Origin of the sequence: Streptomyces sp. NPDC006925 (genome assembly GCF_042869575.1) — a bacterium.
Lineage (GTDB): Bacteria > Actinomycetota > Actinomycetes > Streptomycetales > Streptomycetaceae > Streptomyces.
In genome coordinates, this window is record NZ_JBIAGB010000003.1 from 308,846 (window position 1) to 323,890 (window position 15,045).

13 protein-coding genes and 1 pseudogene are annotated in these 15,045 nt (G+C 73.2%); 8 read left to right on the top strand and 6 right to left on the bottom strand.

Annotated elements, in window-relative coordinates:
- Positions 1-29 precede the first annotated feature (29 nt).
- The 3 genes from ACFYNS_RS06450 to ACFYNS_RS06460 form a co-directional block, all read right to left on the bottom strand.
- Entirely contained in the window at positions 30-1,244 is a 1,215-nt protein-coding gene (locus tag ACFYNS_RS06450) for an acetyl-CoA C-acetyltransferase (RefSeq protein ID WP_388601172.1), read from the bottom strand.
- Between the two features lie 69 nt (positions 1,245-1,313).
- Positions 1,314-2,456: an acyl-CoA dehydrogenase family protein gene (locus ACFYNS_RS06455; RefSeq protein ID WP_388601436.1), complete on the bottom strand. Its 1,143-nt coding sequence runs from the start codon at positions 2,454-2,456 to the stop codon at positions 1,314-1,316.
- Between the two features lie 11 nt (positions 2,457-2,467).
- The gene (locus tag ACFYNS_RS06460) at positions 2,468-3,637 is read right to left on the bottom strand and encodes a CaiB/BaiF CoA transferase family protein (RefSeq protein ID WP_388601174.1); all 1,170 of its coding nucleotides are present in this window, start codon (positions 3,635-3,637) and stop codon (positions 2,468-2,470) included.
- Between the two features lie 291 nt (positions 3,638-3,928).
- Here ACFYNS_RS06460 and ACFYNS_RS06465 point away from each other — a divergent pair, with 291 nt between their 5' ends.
- The 5 genes from ACFYNS_RS06465 (at position 3,929) to ACFYNS_RS06485 (ending at position 9,430) form a co-directional block, all read left to right on the top strand.
- On the top strand, positions 3,929-4,486 hold the full coding sequence (locus ACFYNS_RS06465) for a DUF1203 domain-containing protein (protein ID WP_360301357.1): 558 nt from the start codon (positions 3,929-3,931) through the stop codon (positions 4,484-4,486).
- Between the two features lie 281 nt (positions 4,487-4,767).
- Positions 4,768-5,661 (top strand): SIS domain-containing protein, encoded by an 894-nt coding sequence (locus ACFYNS_RS06470; RefSeq protein ID WP_388601177.1) that lies wholly within the window; start codon positions 4,768-4,770, stop codon positions 5,659-5,661.
- A gap of 225 nt (positions 5,662-5,886) precedes the next feature.
- Positions 5,887-6,759, top strand: coding sequence for a class II fructose-bisphosphate aldolase (locus ACFYNS_RS06475; protein ID WP_388601179.1), 873 nt, complete (start codon positions 5,887-5,889; stop codon positions 6,757-6,759).
- Entirely contained in the window at positions 6,746-7,549 is an 804-nt protein-coding gene (locus ACFYNS_RS06480; RefSeq protein WP_360301348.1) for a DeoR/GlpR family DNA-binding transcription regulator, read from the top strand. The genes ACFYNS_RS06475 and ACFYNS_RS06480 overlap by 14 nt, the downstream gene beginning before the upstream one ends.
- A 204-nt stretch (positions 7,550-7,753) precedes the next feature.
- Positions 7,754-9,430, top strand: coding sequence for an acyl-CoA synthetase (locus tag ACFYNS_RS06485; RefSeq protein WP_388601182.1), 1,677 nt, complete (start codon positions 7,754-7,756; stop codon positions 9,428-9,430).
- A gap of 362 nt (positions 9,431-9,792) precedes the next feature.
- Here the strand turns inward: ACFYNS_RS06485 and ACFYNS_RS06490 are convergent.
- A pseudogene (locus ACFYNS_RS06490) lies at positions 9,793-10,113 on the bottom strand (oxidoreductase); the annotation flags it as partial.
- Positions 10,114-10,265: 152 nt separating this feature from the next.
- On the opposite strand from ACFYNS_RS06490, the gene ACFYNS_RS06495 reads away from it, so the two are divergent.
- Entirely contained in the window at positions 10,266-11,969 is a 1,704-nt protein-coding gene (locus ACFYNS_RS06495) for a CoA transferase (protein WP_388601184.1), read from the top strand.
- A 113-nt stretch (positions 11,970-12,082) separates the two neighbouring features.
- Here ACFYNS_RS06495 and ACFYNS_RS06500 read toward each other — a convergent pair whose 3' ends face one another.
- Together ACFYNS_RS06500 and ACFYNS_RS06505 are read right to left on the bottom strand one after the other, a co-directional pair.
- A complete protein-coding gene (locus ACFYNS_RS06500) occupies positions 12,083-12,709 on the bottom strand; it encodes a hypothetical protein (RefSeq protein WP_388601186.1) in 627 nt (208 codons plus the stop codon).
- A gap of 70 nt (positions 12,710-12,779) precedes the next feature.
- On the bottom strand, positions 12,780-13,349 hold the full coding sequence (locus ACFYNS_RS06505; RefSeq protein ID WP_388601188.1) for a glycoside hydrolase family 25 protein: 570 nt from the start codon (positions 13,347-13,349) through the stop codon (positions 12,780-12,782).
- 281 nt (positions 13,350-13,630) lie between these two features.
- Here ACFYNS_RS06505 and ACFYNS_RS06510 point away from each other — a divergent pair, with 281 nt between their 5' ends.
- On the top strand, positions 13,631-14,056 hold the full coding sequence (locus ACFYNS_RS06510; protein ID WP_276476986.1) for an OsmC family peroxiredoxin: 426 nt from the start codon (positions 13,631-13,633) through the stop codon (positions 14,054-14,056).
- Between the two features lie 56 nt (positions 14,057-14,112).
- Positions 14,113-15,015: a DNA-formamidopyrimidine glycosylase family protein gene (locus ACFYNS_RS06515; protein ID WP_360290590.1), complete on the top strand. Its 903-nt coding sequence runs from the start codon at positions 14,113-14,115 to the stop codon at positions 15,013-15,015.
- Positions 15,016-15,045 lie beyond the last annotated feature (30 nt).

The following is a 15,045-nucleotide window of genomic DNA, read 5'->3' on the forward strand; positions in this document are numbered from 1 at the left end:
AGGATCGGGCGGACGGTCTGCGCTCGCGGCTACAGGCGCTCGACCACGGTGGCGACCCCCATTCCGCCTCCCACGCACAGCGTCACCAGTCCGTAGCGCTGGTCCGTGCGCTCCAGTTCGTCGATGCACGTCCCGAGCAGCATCGCGCCGGTGGCCCCCAGCGGGTGCCCCATGGCGATGGCACCGCCGTTGACGTTCACCTTCTCCAGGGGGAGCCCCATGTCCTTGGCGAACCGCAGCACCACCGCGGCGAACGCCTCGTTCATCTCGGCGACGGCGATGTCCTCCACCGTCAGCCCGGCTTTGGCCAGGGCCTTGCGGCACGCGGGGGCGGGCCCCGTCAGCATGATGGTGGGGTCGGCTCCGGAGACGGCGGCCGAGACGATCCGCGCCCGGGGGCGCAGCCCGTAGCGCTCTCCGACCTCCTGGTTCCCGACGGCGACCAGCGCCGAACCGTCCACGATGCCGGAGGAGTTGCCCGCGTGGTGCACGTGGTCGATCGCTTCGACCGCGTGATACTTCTGCAGCGCGACGGCATCGAACCCGCCCATCTCCCCGATGGCCGCGAACGACGGCTTGAGACCCGCGAGGGTGTCGGCGGTGGTGCCGGGACGGATGTGCTCGTCGTGGTCGAGGACGGTGAGCCCGTTGCGGTCCCGTACCGGTACCACCGAGCGCGCGAACCGGCCGTCCTTCCAGGCGTGCGCGGCCAGTTCCTGGGAGCGGGCGGCGTACTCGTCCACGTCCCGGCGGCTGAAGCCCTCCAGGGTGGCGATCAGGTCCGCGCCGATGCCCTGGGGCACGAAGCCGGTCTCGAAGCTGGTCAGCGGGTCGTTGAACCAGGCGCCGCCGTCCGAGCCCATCTTCACCCGGGACATGGACTCCACCCCGCCCGCCAGGACGAGGTCCTCCCAGCCGGAGCGGACCTTGGCGGCGGCCATGTTGACCGCTTCCAGACCGGAGGCGCAGAAGCGGTTCTCCTGGACGCCGGCGACGGTGTCGGGCAGCCCAGCGGCGATGGCGGCGATCTTGGCGATGTCCGAGCCCTGGTCGCCGACCGGGCTGACGACGCCGAGCACGATGTCGTCGACCGCCTGCGGGTCCAGGTCGGGCATGCGGCGGCGCAGCTCGTCGATCAGCCCGACGACCAGGTCGACGGGCTTGGTGCCGTGCAGGGCGCCGTCGGCCTTGCCGCGGCCGCGCGGGGTGCGGATTGCCTCGTACACGAACGCTTCTGAGCTCACGAGGGGTGCCTTTCGTACAGGGGCGGAGGGGAGCCGGGAGGAGACGGCCGGGCGGGTCCGGCGCGGGGGTCAGTTCAGCAGCGACCGTCCGATGATCTCCTTCATGATCTCGGTGGTCCCGCCGTAGATGGTCTGGATGCGGCCGTCGGTGAAAGCCTTGGCGACCGGGTACTCGGTCATGTACCCGTAACCGCCGTGCAGTTGCAGACAGCGGTCGGCGGCGCGCTTCTGCAGCTCGGTGGCCCACCACTTCGCCATGGAGGCGTGCACCGCGTCCAGCCGGCCCGCGGCGTGGTCCTCGATGCAGCGGTCCAGGAAGGCCCGGGTGACGGCGCACTCGGTGGCCAGCTCGGCGATCTCGAAGCGGATGTGCTGCAGTTTGGCCAGCGGCCGGCCGAACGCGGTGCGCTCCTTCACGTACGTGGTGGTCAGCTCCAGCAGATGCTCGGCGGCGGCGATACCCGCGACGGCGATGGCCATCCGCTCCTGCGCCAGGTTGGTCATCAGGTGCAGGAAGGCGCCGTTGAGCTCCCCGAGCAGGTTCTCCTTGGGGACGCGCACATCGGTGAAGAACAGCTCGGCGGTGTCCTGCGCCTTCTGGCCGATCTTGTCCAGGTTGCGGCCCCGCTCGAAGCCCTCGGCACCGCGCTCGACGACGAGCAGGCTCAGTCCGTGCGCGCCGCCCTCGGGTGTCGTCCGGGCCACGACGACGACCAGGTCGGCGAGGATGCCGTTGGAGATGAACGTCTTCGAGCCGTTCAGCAGCCAGTGGTCGCCCCGGTCCTGAGCCGTGGTGCGGATGCCCTGCAGATCGGAGCCCGCGCCGGGCTCGGTCATGGCGATGGCGGTGATGGTCTCGCCGGTGCAGAAGCCGGGCAGCCAGCGGCGCTTCTGCTCCGAGGTCGCCAGCTCGGTGAGGTAGGGGCCGACGATGTCGTTGTGCAGCCCGACCGCCAGGCCGGGCGCGCCCGCCCGGGTGAACTCCTCGGCGAGTACCGCCGCGTAGCGGAAGTCCGGCTCTCCCCCGCCGCCGTACTCCTCGGGCACCGCGAGTCCGAGCAGCCCCTGCCGGCCGGCGGCCCGCCACACCTCCCGGGAGACGACGCCGTCCTGCTCCCACTGCGCGTAGTGCGGCGTCACCTCCTTGGCCAGGAAGGTGCGTACGGTCTGCCGGAACGCTTCGTGGTCCGCGGTGAAGATCTGCCGCGGCATCTGCTGCTGCTTCATGCGTCTCCTCCACCCGCCGCTGCGGGTGCGGTCAGGGCCGGGACGTTCCAGTCGCGGGCCACCTGTGCGGTGTGCGCACCGGGCCGCGCCGGCGCGGAGGCGACGCGGGTGGGTGTCGCGGAGAACCGGGGGGCGGGCGCGGGCTGGGTGATGCCGGAGTGCTCCAGATAGGTGCCCCGGGCGGCCAGGTGCGGGTGGGACGGCGCCTCGGTCAGCGAGAGCACCGGGGCCACACAGGCGTCGCTGTCCTCGAAGACCTCCGTCCACTCCGCGCGGGTACGGGAGGCGAACCGGGCGGCGATCAGCTCCCGCAGCTCTTCCCACGCGGTGAGGTCCTCGCGGGGCGGTGCCTCCTCGGCGATTCCGAGGAGGCCGGTGAACTCCGCGTAGAACACGGGCTCCAGGGCGCCGACGGCCATGAAGCCGCCGTCGGCGGTGGCATAGGTGCCGTAGAAGGGGCAGCCGCCGTCCAGCAGGTTCGCGGCGCGGCGGTCCTGCCAGCTGCCCGCCGCGAGCAGGCCCTGGATCATGGCCGTGAGGTGGCTCGTTCCGTCCACGATCGCCGCGTCCACCACCTGCCCGGCGCCCTGCGGTCCGCGCGCGTGGTGCAGCGCGGCCAGGACACCGACGACGAGGTAGAGGGAGCCTCCCGCGTAGTCGCCCAGCAGGTTGGCGGGCGCGACCGGCGGCCCCTCGGCCGGCCCGGTCATCCCGAGGGCTCCGGTGACGGCGATGTAGCCGAGGTCGTGCCCGGCCCGCGCGGCCAGCGGTCCGTCCTGGCCCCAGCCGGTCATCCGGCCGTAGACCAGGCGCGGGTTGCGGGCGAGGCAGACGTCCGGGCCGACACCGAGGCGTTCGACGACTCCGGGCCGGAACCCCTCCACGAGCACGTCGGCGCGCTCGATCAGCGCGAGCGCGGCGGCGGCTCCGGCCTGCTGTTTGAGGTCCAGCAGCACCGAGCGCTTGTTGCGGTTGGTGACGTCGTACTCGGGCGCGACCCCGAGGGCGCCGCCCCCCGGCCGGTCCACGCGGACAACGTCGGCCCCGAGGTCGGCCAGCGTCATGGCGGCGAACGGCCCCGGCCCGATCCCGGCCAGCTCGACCACCCGCACTCCGGCCAGCGGGCCCCGGACGGTGGCTCGCTCGCGTTCCTCCGCTGCTGCCATCGGGCCCCCAGCACTGTGACACAACTGATGTAACACCGATGATGCTATGGACAGCACCGGCAATCCACAAGCCCCACCGAGCCACTCGGCCGCCAGTGGCCCCGGCACCGGACCGCGCGCTCGGCGCCCGCGTGCACGGCAGCCCTCGAGTTCGGCGGGGCCCTCGACAGACGGGACCTCCCGCTCGGCGGACCCGGGGCTCGGCGGGCCTCTCGCGCCACACGGGGCACCGGCGAGCGCCACGGCCGAATCCCGCCAGCAGCCGGGTGCGCGCGAACGCAGCCTGGACGCATGGACACCAGAGCCGGACGCACGCAGACGGGCCGCCGAACGGGACACACGGGATACGAGGTCCGGGCGATTCCGCCCGGAACGCTGCAGGAACTGCGCGCACGCGACGACGCGGGCGCTCCGCCGCGCACAGTGGTGGACGAGGAGGGCGGCAACCCGCTCCGCTGCTGCCTGGAGCGGAGCAGGCCCGGCGAGACCCTCGCCCTCGTCTCCTACGCGCCGTTGCGCCGCTGGGCACGCGAGACGAACGCTGACCCGGGCGCGTACGACGAGGTCGGGCCGGTCTTCATCCATCCGCACGACTGCGGCGGCTGGGCGGGCGCCCCGGACGGCGGCTTCCCGGACGCCATGCGCGGCGAACGGCGCACGCTGCGGGCCTACTCGGCGCAGGGCAGCATCCTCGGCGGCCTGCTGCTCGACCGCACCCGGGAGGGAACGCCGACCGTGGAGGAGGGACTGGCGCAGCTCTACGCAGACCCCCTCGTGGCGGCGGTGCACGTGCGCGCGGTCGAGTTCGGCTGCTTCCAGGTGGAGACGCGGAGGTGCGGCACGGAGTGAGTGGCGGGAGGTGAACGGCGGGGGGTGAACGGCGGGGGCGGCGGACCGGCACCCCCGAGGCCGCTCTCCGGCGCTCCGCGCTCGCGGGGCGCCGGAGAGCGGCCTCGGACCTCGGCAGAGGTGCCCGGATCCCGGCTTCCGGCCCCTGGAGGGCTCGCCCGGTCACCCGGGAGTGGGATGGACAGCCGAGGAGAGACTGCGTAAAGTTGCAGAAAAGTCAAAGGTTTCACGCAGCTTCACGCATCGGCCGGGAGGGATCCGGGCCAGGAGGGGGCCCGCACATGGGCGAGTCGGCATACATGGAGCAGGAACTGCACAGCCAGCCGGAGACCTGGCGGGCAGCGGCGAGGATCGGTTCCGGTGACACCCCCCTTCCGGCTGCGGGGGCCCGGGTCGCGGTGATCGGCTGCGGTACCTCCTGGTTCATGGCGCAGTCCTACGCTTCGCTGCGCGAAGCGGCCGGTCTGGGGGTGACGGACGCTTTCGCCGCCTCCGAGGCCTTCCTCGGCGCGGCCCGGGGGTATGACGCGGTGGTCGCCCTCACCCGCTCCGGCACCACGACGGAAGTGCTGCGCGTGCTGGACGCGGTGCGCGGCCGGATCCCCACCGTGACGGTGCTGGGCGACCCGGACACCCCGGCGACGGCGCTGTCGGACGAGACGGTCGCGCTGCCGTTCGCGGATGAGAGGTCCGTGGTGCAGACCCGATTCGCCACCTCGGCGCTGACCTTGCTGCGGGCTCATCTGGGCGAGGACATGGCGGGGCCCGTCGCCGACGCCGAGGAGGCTCTCAGCTGCCCGGTGGAGCAGGAGTGGCTGGATGCCGAGCAGTTCACCTTTCTCGGCCGGGGCTGGACCTTCGGCCTGGCCAACGAGGCGGCTCTCAAGATGCGGGAGGCGTCCCAGAGCTGGACGGAGTCCTATCCCGCCATGGAATACCGGCACGGGCCGATAGCCATCGCCGCGCCCGGACGGGTCACCTGGCTCTTCGGCCAGGCGCCGGAAGGGCTGAAGAGCGAAGTACGCGCGACGGGTGCCCGGTTCGTGTGCCACGGCCGGGATCCGCTCGCGGACCTGGTCCTCGTCCACCGCGTCGCGCTGGAACGGGCCCGGGTGCGGGGCCTCGACCCGGACAACCCGCGCAGTCTCACCCGCTCGGTGATGCTGGAGGGCTGATCGGCGGCCGCCGATGACCGGACGGGCGCGGTCCTCCGGCGCCGTACCGAGTCTCCGACGCCCGTGCCCCACCTCGGCCTCCGTGCCGGCCCGCACACAGTCGGGGCGGACAACGAGTCCTGCTCCCGCCGTACGCCGCTCCGCACACCCGGCCGCGCCCCGGCCCACGCGGAGCGGCCGATGAACTCCCGCACCAGCCCGCTTCACCCGCACCAGGAGTCCCCGATGCCTCTTGTTCCCACCGCCTCGATCCTCGCCGCCGCCAGGGCGGCGGGTACCGGTGCGGCCGCGTTCAACGCCATCCATCTGGAGACCGCCGAAGCGCTGGTGGCGGCTGCCGACGAGACCGGCCTGCCGCTCGTCCTGCAGATCAGTGAGAACTGTGTGCGCTACCACGGCAGCCTGCTGCCGATCACCCGTGCCGCCCTCGCGCTCGCCGAGGCCGCACGGACCGATGTCTCGGTGCATCTGGACCACATCACCGACCCGGATCTGATCCGCCAGGGCGTCGAGGCCGGGGTCGGCTCGGTGATGATCGACGCCTCCACCCTGCCGTACACGCAGAACGTGGCGACGACCGCGCGGCTGACCTCCTGGTGCCACGAGCGGGACGTGTTCGTCGAGGCGGAGCTGGGCGAGGTGGGCGGCAAGGACGGGGTGCACGCGCCGGGGGTGCGGACCGACCCCGAGGAGGCGCTGGCGTTCGTGGCGGCCACCGGAGTGGACGCGCTGGCGGTCGCGGTGGGCTCCTCCCACGCCATGCGGGAACGCACCGCGAAGCTGGATCTGGAATTGATCGCCCGGCTGCGGGAGAAGCTGGCGGTACCGCTGGTGCTGCACGGCTCCTCCGGTGTCCCCGACGAAGAGCTGCGCGCGGCGATCGGCACGGGGATGACCAAGATCAATATATCGACGCATCTCGTCTCGGTCTTCACTGGGCGCGTGCGTAAGGTACTGGAGAGCGACCCCGCGCTCATCGACTCGCGCAAGTATGTAGCCCCGGCGCGGGAGGCGGTCCGGAGCGAGGCGGCACGGCTTCTGCACGTACTCGGGGACACGGGGCGGATGAAGGAGAAGACCTCAGGTGAAGCGCCATGAGCGGATGAACGCGCTGCTCGAACTGCTGGGTGAGCGCGGCAGCATGGAGGTCGAGGAGGCCGCCACCACACTGGAGGTCTCCGCGGCGACGATGCGGCGCGACATGGACGCACTGGCCGAGCAGCAGTTGCTCACCCGCACCAGGGGCGGTGCGGTGCTCAGCGCGGTCACCTACGACCTGCCGATCCGCTACAAGCGCGGACACCATGTGGGGACGAAGCAGTCGCTGGCCCGGGCCGCCGCCGCGATGGTGGAGCGCGGCGACGTCGTCGGGCTGAGCGGCGGGACGACGACCACGGAGATCGCCCGCGCCCTTGCCACCCGCCCCGACCTGGCCGAGTCGGGCCCGCAGCAGCACCTGACGATCGTCACGAACGCCCTGAACATCGCCTATGAACTGGCAGTGCGGCCGCAGATCAAGACCGTGCTGACGGGGGGTGTGGCGCACTCCCGCACTTTCGAGCTGACCGGGCCCTACAGCGAACTGGTACTGGACGAACTCCGGGTCGACATCGCCTTCATCGGCGCCAACGGCATGGATCCCGCGGAGGGGGCCACCGTGCACGACGAGTCGGAGGGGCGCATCAACGGGCTGATGGCCCGCCGCGCGGAACGGGCCGTCGTGGTCACCGACTCCTCGAAGGTCGGCGTGCGCTGCTTCGCCAGGATCGGCGGCCCCGGCCTCTTCCACACCTTCCTCACCGACAGCGGTATCCCGGACTCCGCGCGCCGCGAGTTCGAGGAGCGGGGACTGCGCACGGTGGTGGCGGAGCCGGATCCGGAAGATTGACCGCCGTACACGGCGGCCGACCCTCCGCCACATCCGCTCAGGGGGGGCCACTGGCCGTTGTCCCTGGCTCCCAGGGGGACGGCGGCGGCCTCCCGGCGTACACGCGGCGGTGCGAGCTGCCCGCGCAGGCGCCATGTACGCGGGACCGGGCGGCAGCGACACTGGACTGACCTGCCGTCAGCAGCCCGTGGGAGGGACGTTCCCGTGTACCCCGGAGTCCACGCGTCAGCAGACCCCGACAAGCCCGCCGTCCTCGCCGACCGCACCGGGGAGGTGCTCACGTACGGACAGCTGGAGGAGCGCTCCGTACGGCTGGCGAACCGACTGCACGCAGCCGGGCTGCGCCCCGGCGATCATCTCGCGCTGCTGTCCGACAACGATCCGCGCTGCCTGGAGGTGTACTGGGCCGCGCTGCGCTCCGGCCTCTACCTCACGGCCGTCAACAGCCATCTGACGCCCGATGAAGCCGCCTACATCGTGCGGGACTGCGGGGCCCGGGCGCTGGTCGTCTCCGCTGCGCTGGAGGAGTTGGCGACGGCCCTGGTGCCGCGCACTCCGCAGATCACGGTGCGCCTGGCGTACGGGAGCCGCGGCGGCCCGCGGCGGGAACGCCCGTGGGGCAGCGATCGGCGATACGGCACGGCATGCGGCGGCCGGGAGCGGGACGGCGGTGAAGGGCAGCACGGCGGGAAGGCAGGCGCCGGGGAGCGGAGCGGCCTCGCGGAACACGGCGACTACGAGCAGGCGCTGGCAGACGCCTCTGCCCGGCCGCCCGCACATCAGCCCCGCGGAGCGGACATGCTCTACTCGTCCGGCACCACGGGGCGCCCCAAGGGCATCCAGCCCCCGCTGCCGGGTGACGATCTCACCGCGTCGGCCTCTCCACTGGTCACGCTGTTCACCGCGCTCTACGGGTTCGACACCTCGACCGTCTACCTCTCCCCCGCTCCCCTGTACCACGCGGCGCCGCTGCGCTTCTGCGCCGTGGTCACCGCGACGGGCGGCACCGTCGTCCTGATGGACGGGTTCGAGCCGGTCCGGGCGCTGGAGTTGCTCGAGCGCCACGAGGTGACGCACAGCCAGTGGGTGCCGACGATGTTCGTCCGCATGCTCAAGCTGCCCGAGGAGGTCCGGACCCGGTACGGCCGGCCCTCGCTGCGGGTGGCGATCCATGCGGCGGCGCCGTGTCCGGTCGAGGTGAAGCGCCGGATGATGGAGTGGTGGGGGCCGGTGCTGTACGAGTACTACGCGTCGACGGAGGGCAACGGGCTGACCGCCATCACCCCGCAGGAGTGGCTGCGCAAGCCGGGCTCGGTCGGCCGGTCGGGCCCGCTGGGCGAGGTCCGGGTGTGCGCGGACGACGGCACCGGGGTTCCGGCCGGGGCGACCGGGACCGTGTACTTCGCGCGGGACGAACTGCCCTTCACCTACCACAACGACCCCGGACGGACCGCCGAGGCGCAGCACCCGCGGCACCCGACGTGGACGACGACCGGCGACATCGGCCATGTCGACGAGGACGGCTACCTCTTCCTCACCGACCGGAAGGCCTTCACCGTCATCTCCGGCGGGGTGAACATCTATCCGCAGGAGATCGAGGACTGCCTGACGCTGCACCCGAAGGTCGCCGATGTCGCCGTCCTCGGCGTCCCGGACACGGAGATGGGCGAATCGGTGCACGCCGTCGTGCAGGCCGCGGCGGACACCGTGCCCGCGCCCGGGGCGGAGCTGGGAGAGGAACTGCTGGCCTATGTGCGTGAACACCTGGCCGGATACAAGGTGCCGCGCACCGTGGAGTTCACCGACCGGCTGCCGCGCACGCCGACGGGGAAGCTCGCCAAGGGTGTGCTGAAGCACCGCGGTGCTGCTGCCGGTCCGTGACGAGCCCGCCGCGGCCGGGCGGGCGGGGTCGCGCCGGGGTGGTCCGCAACGCGGTCCGGTCCGGGCCGCGGTCCGGACCGCCACGGGACACCGTGGTCAGAGCCGCCGCACGTACCCCGGCAACCGCCCCGGACACCCCGGCGGACACCGTGACCGCCACGGGAGACCGCCACCGCCGGCGGGAGAGCCCCGGCTGTCCCGCGGGCGGGAGAGCCCCGGCTGTCCCGGCACGGCCCCGTGGCGGCTTCCGCCGCGCTCGACGTCACCACGTCCGCACAGCCCGACCGCCCGCACCGCCCGGGCAGCACACCCCGACGCCCGCACGCCGCGCCCCGCGGAGCGCCGAGGCCACACCGCGGCGGCTACCGGCGTGCCGTCCGGAGCCGGGCCACACGTCCCTGTTCGCCTGCCGCCCAGCAGCCGAGGTCCGGGGCGCAGTCGACGGTGTCGTAGGAGCCGCTGTCGAACGTGCGCCAGGTGCGGCCGCCGTCGAGAGTGAGATCCGAGCCCGTGGGGCCGACGGCGAGTGCGGCCCGGCGGGAGTGCGGCAGCCAGGCGACGCCCGAGCGGTACCCCGGCACGGGGTGTGTGCTCGTCCGCCAGTTCGTACCGCCCTTCCCCGTCACGGCGGAGGCGCGCGGGGAGTCCGCTCCGGGGCGGTAGTCGCCGCCCACCGCCAGCCCGACCACTCCCATCGGTCCGGCGATCCGCATATCGGCCGCCGTAACCTAAGCCCACCACCGCCCTGCCGTCACCCGCTCTCACGGCCCCGAGTGCCAAAATGATCGATATGGATCAGTTTTCTGCGGCTGGCAAGCCCCCAGAGGCTCGGGACGTGACCGCCCGCGACTCCGTCGGCACATCGAAGTTCGACACCGAGTTCGTACCCGGCGAGTTCGAGCGCGACGGCACGTCCGGCGGAGCTGCCCGTTCCACCGGGCCGGCGGCGGCCGGCGCCGCCGGGGACGAACCCCGGGGGCCCGAGGGCTCGGCCGCCGCCGGGCGCGCCGTCCCCCAGTCGGGTACGGCGCAGGCCTGGGCCACGCTCGGCGGGGATCCGGCGCTGCTGGCCCGCGTCACCCGCGAACACCGCCCGGGCCTGCTGCCGTCCGCGCTGCCGGTCCAGGAACTCGCCTCGGCCGCGGTGACGGCCTGCTCGCTGGCGGCGGCCGAGTTCTCCTGCGTACGCGCCCGCAGTGCGCTGCTGCCCCCCGTCCGGGTGGACGACGGCGCCGTGGCCACCGCTTTCCGAAGCGACCGGCTGGTGCGGATCGAGGGGCGGGCGCCGGTCACCTTCGCGCCGCTGTCCCGCTTCTGGCGCACCGCGGACGGCTGGGTGCGCACCCACGCCAACTACCCCCACCACCGCACCCGGCTGCTGTCGGCGCTGGGCATGCCCGACCACGGCCCGGCGGAGGACGAGGCGGCGGCGGGCCGGATCGCCACCGAGCTGGCGGGACGTCAGGCCCGGGACGTGGAGGAGGCGGTGTACGGCGAAGGAGGCGCGGCCGTTGCCGCCCGCACCCCCCAGGAGTGGGCGGCCCATCCGCAGCGCGCGGTGGTCGCACCCACCCCGCTGGTCGCCCTCAGCAGGCTGGACGGGGCACCGACGCTGCCGCTGGAGGGGCCGCCGGGCCCGGGAGGACTGCGCGGCCTGCGGGTGCTGGACCTCACCCGCGTGCTGGCGGGCCCGGTCGCCACCCGCACACTCGCGCTGCTCGGCGCGGACGTGCTGCGGATCGACGCGCCGGAACGGCCGGAGTTCCTGGACACCCATGCGGACACCGGTCTCGGCAAGCGCTCGACGCTGCTGGACCTCTCCAGCCGGGCCGGGCAGACCGTCTTCGAGGAGTTGCTGGCATCGGCGCATGTGGTGGTGACCGGGTACCGGCCGGGTGCGCTGGACCGGTTCGGGCTGGCCCCGGAGTCCCTGATGGGCCGTCGGCCGGGCCTGGTGGTGGGCCAGCTCAGCGCGTGGGGCGCGGCCGGGCCGTGGCAGCGCAGGCGCGGTTTCGACAGTCTGGTGCAGGCAGCGACCGGCATCGGCTTCCTGGAGGCTGCGGGCGCCGCCGGCCGAACGGACGCGGGGACCGGTTCGGCGGACCTGGCACCCGGCGCACTGCCCACCCAGGCGCTCGACCACGGCACCGGCTACCTGCTGGCCGCGGGGCTGCTCCGGGCCCTCACCGAGCAGCGCACCGGCGCCGCAGGATCCCGGCTGGTACGGCTCTCCCTCGCCCGTACCGCGCACTGGCTGCTGCACGACCTGCCCGCGGACCCGGGCGGCGGGACACGCAAGGCATCGGGTGCCGATCGGGAGGCATCCGATGACACGCCCTGGCTGACGACGGCGGACACTCCGCTGGGGCGGTTGCGCTACGCGCTCTCCCCGGTCGGCTTCGGTCCGGCGGACTCCACCGGCCCCGCGGCGACCGGCTCCAGGGACGAGGAGGACCCGCTCGACGCCGCGCGCAGCCCCCGCGACTGGGCACGGGCCACCGGCCAGGTGGGCGGTGACCCGGCAGCGTGGCTGTCCTGAAGCCGGGCGCGCGACTGCCCTGAAGCCGGACGAAGGGCTGTTCCGGAGTCCGCCGTCCCGGGACTGCGCCTGCCCCGCCGCCGGCCGGGGACCGCGGGCTGCCGGGGCGCGGGTCAGGGGCTGCCGGAAGCGCCGAGCAGCCACTCGCCGAACACGACGAGGACGAAGCCGAGTCCGAGGACCGCCGTGGCCACTCGGGTCCGGCCCCGGCGGCTGAGCACGATGGCGGTACCGGAGAGGATCAGGGCCAGACCGTAGAAGCCGACGGTGAGCACCGAGGGCGCCGAACGCAGCCGGACGACCAGCGCGACGGCCACCGCGAGCATGACGACAGCGGACAGGGCTATGCGTATGCGCCGCGCCTGGCGCGGCGTCAGCGCGGGCCGGTCCACCGTGGCTCCCTCCGGCTCTCCCGGCTCGCGCGCCTCCGGTTGCCCGTCCCGCAGCGACTCACCCGCCGGACCGACGGGTCCGGACCGGCCGTCCCGCTCGGTGGCCGCGGACGGGCTCTCGGGCGCGGGCCGTTCCCCGGCCCCGGTGGGCCCGTCCGGGGTGTGCGCCGCCTCCGGCACGTCCGCCGCGCCCCCGCGCCCGGGGGACCCGGCGCGCTCACCGCCGGCTGCGGACCCGGGGTCGGCACCCGCAGGGTCGCGGTCGTCGGCGCGATCACGGTCGTCGGCGGGGGCTCGGTCTTCGGTGCGGACGCGGGCTGAGGAGGAGGGGGAATTGGCTTCCGACATGCACGGGAGCGTATCCCTCCCGGCCACCGGGTGGGACCCTCGGCCCACGGCCGTGCCCGCCGCGGATACCTCATTGCTCGTCCGGGGCGCCCTTCGTGCCGCCCGCCCAGGCGCGCAGCGCGTCACGGCTGTCGAACTCGCCGAGGTTGGTGTCGATCGGATCGCTGGTGTACTGGTGGAAGCGCCAGCGATGCTTGACACCGGGTGCTCCCGGTTTGCCGTTGTAGTGCGCGATCCACAGGCCGTCGCCCGCGAACGAGGTCTTGTCGCGGTTCAGCCAGAAGTCGACGTTGCAGTAGAGCAGGACCTTGTGACCGGACGCCTTGTCCTGCACGTACTTGATCCACTCGTCCTTCTCGTCGTTGCCGACCGCGGAATCCTCCCAGTCGAGCGCCAGCATGTCGCCGGCGACGAGGTCGATCTTCGAGAGGAAGTAGTCGGCCTGGGTCTTCACGCTGCCCGGCCTGACGAAGTGGTAGAAGCCGGTGACCAGCCCGGCGTCCCGGCCGGTCCGGCGTTGCTCGACCCACTTGGGGTTGGTGTAGGACGTCCCCTCGGTGAGCTTGATGAAGACGAACTCGACCCCCCGGGTGCCGTAGTCCTCGGGCTGGTACGAGGCGACATCGATCCCTTTGATCATAACTGTGCGCCACCCACTCTCTTTTCACTCTGCGCACGAGGTTGATTACTCTTCGATACCCGTTGAGCGTCACACCGTACCGCGCGCGGTCCCGTCTCCTGTCGGCATTCGCCGCACGCGCCCCGGCATGCCCGCGCCCGGCGCGTCATGGAGTGCGGCGCGCGTGACAAGGGCGCACGATCGGGTACTGCGACACTTGCCCCCGGGTACGCCGCTCGGGCCGCTGCGCGGCCGCGGCCACCCGCCCTGCGCACGGCGAAACGTTACGGAGAGAGAGCATCATGGCCACGACACGGACCGCTCACACCGTCTGGAACGGGAACCTCACCGAAGGGTCGGGCACCGTCAGCCTCGACTCCTCCGGTATCGGCCAGTACCCGGTCTCCTGGGCGTCGCGCGCGGAGGAGCCCGGCGGCAGGACCAGCCCCGAGGAGCTCATCGCCGCCGCGCACTCCAGTTGCTTCTCGATGGCGCTCTCCAACGGTCTCAACAGCGCGGGCACCCCGCCCACCACGCTCACCACGAAGGCGGCCGTCGACTTCCAGCCGGGCACGGGCATCACAGGGATCCATCTGACCGTGCGGGGTGAGGTGCCCGGCATCGATCAGGCCGCGTTCGCCGCAGCGGCGGCGGAGGCCGCCCGGAACTGCCCCGTCAGCCAGGCGCTGCAGGCCACTCCGATCACCCACGAGGCCGAACTGGCCTGAACGGCCGCGGTCCCCGCCCGCCCCGTCGCGCGGCCCGCCCCCTGGAGAGGAGGAACATGCCGGAACTTCCCGAAGTCGAGGCGCTGCGGGACTTCCTGGCCGAGCGGCTGACCGGGCGCACCGTCCGGCGCGTGCTGCCGGTCGCGATCAGCGTGCTCAAGACCTACGATCCGCCGCTGGACGCGCTGGAGGGCCGGGCCTTCACCGACGTCGACCGGCACGGCAAGTTCCTCGACCTGGCACTGGGCGGAACGCGCGGGGAGGGCCGCCCGCCGGACGGGGAGGACCTGCACCTGGTCGTCCATCTCGCCAGGGCCGGGTGGCTGCGGTGGCAGGACACGCTGCCCGCCGCTCCGCCCCGCCCGGGCAAGGGTCCGCTGGCACTGCGGGTGGTGCTGGCGGGCGAGCCGGCCGAGGGATTCGACCTTACCGAGGCGGGCACCCACAAGCGGCTCGCCGTGTACCTGGTGCGGGCCCCGGACCAGGTACCGGGAGTCGCACGGCTCGGGCCCGACCCGCTCTCCCCCTCCTTCGACCGCGCGGCCCTCGGCGCCCTGCTCGCGGGGCAGCGACACCGCGTCAAGGGCCTGTTGCGGGACCAGTCGGTGGTCTCCGGCATCGGGAACGCCTATTCGGACGAGATCCTGCACGCGGCGAAGATGTCGCCGTTCCGGCTCGCCGCCGATCTCTCCGAGGAGGAGGTCGGCTCGCTGCACACGGCGCTGCGCGAGGTCCTCACCACTGCCGTCGAGCGGGCCCGGGGGCTGTCGGCCGCCGAGCTGAAGGCGGGCAAGCGGCTCGGGTTGCGGGTGCACGGCCGCGCGGGTGAGCCGTGCCCGGTGTGCGGGGACACGTTGCGCTCGGTCGCCTTCAGCGACTCCGCGCTGGAGTACTGCCCCACCTGCCAGACGGGCGGTAAGCCCCTCGCGGACCGGCGACTGTCGCGTCTGCTGAAATGAGGGCGGCATCAGCACTACCCGTCGGTAAGG

Coding starts and splice junctions, on each gene's coding strand:
- ACFYNS_RS06460 (WP_388601174.1), bottom strand. CDS start 3,637: ATGGCAGCAGCGGAGGAACGCGAGCGAGCCACCGTCCGGGGCCCGCTG.
- ACFYNS_RS06475 (WP_388601179.1), top strand. CDS start 5,887: ATGCCTCTTGTTCCCACCGCCTCGATCCTCGCCGCCGCCAGGGCGGCG.
- ACFYNS_RS06455 (WP_388601436.1), bottom strand. CDS start 2,456: ATGCCGCGGCAGATCTTCACCGCGGACCACGAAGCGTTCCGGCAGACC.
- ACFYNS_RS06505 (WP_388601188.1), bottom strand. CDS start 13,349: ATGATCAAAGGGATCGATGTCGCCTCGTACCAGCCCGAGGACTACGGC.
- ACFYNS_RS06510 (WP_276476986.1), top strand. CDS start 13,631: ATGGCCACGACACGGACCGCTCACACCGTCTGGAACGGGAACCTCACC.
- ACFYNS_RS06470 (WP_388601177.1), top strand. CDS start 4,768: ATGGGCGAGTCGGCATACATGGAGCAGGAACTGCACAGCCAGCCGGAG.
- ACFYNS_RS06515 (WP_360290590.1), top strand. CDS start 14,113: ATGCCGGAACTTCCCGAAGTCGAGGCGCTGCGGGACTTCCTGGCCGAG.
- ACFYNS_RS06500 (WP_388601186.1), bottom strand. CDS start 12,709: ATGTCGGAAGCCAATTCCCCCTCCTCCTCAGCCCGCGTCCGCACCGAA.
- ACFYNS_RS06465 (WP_360301357.1), top strand. CDS start 3,929: ATGGACACCAGAGCCGGACGCACGCAGACGGGCCGCCGAACGGGACAC.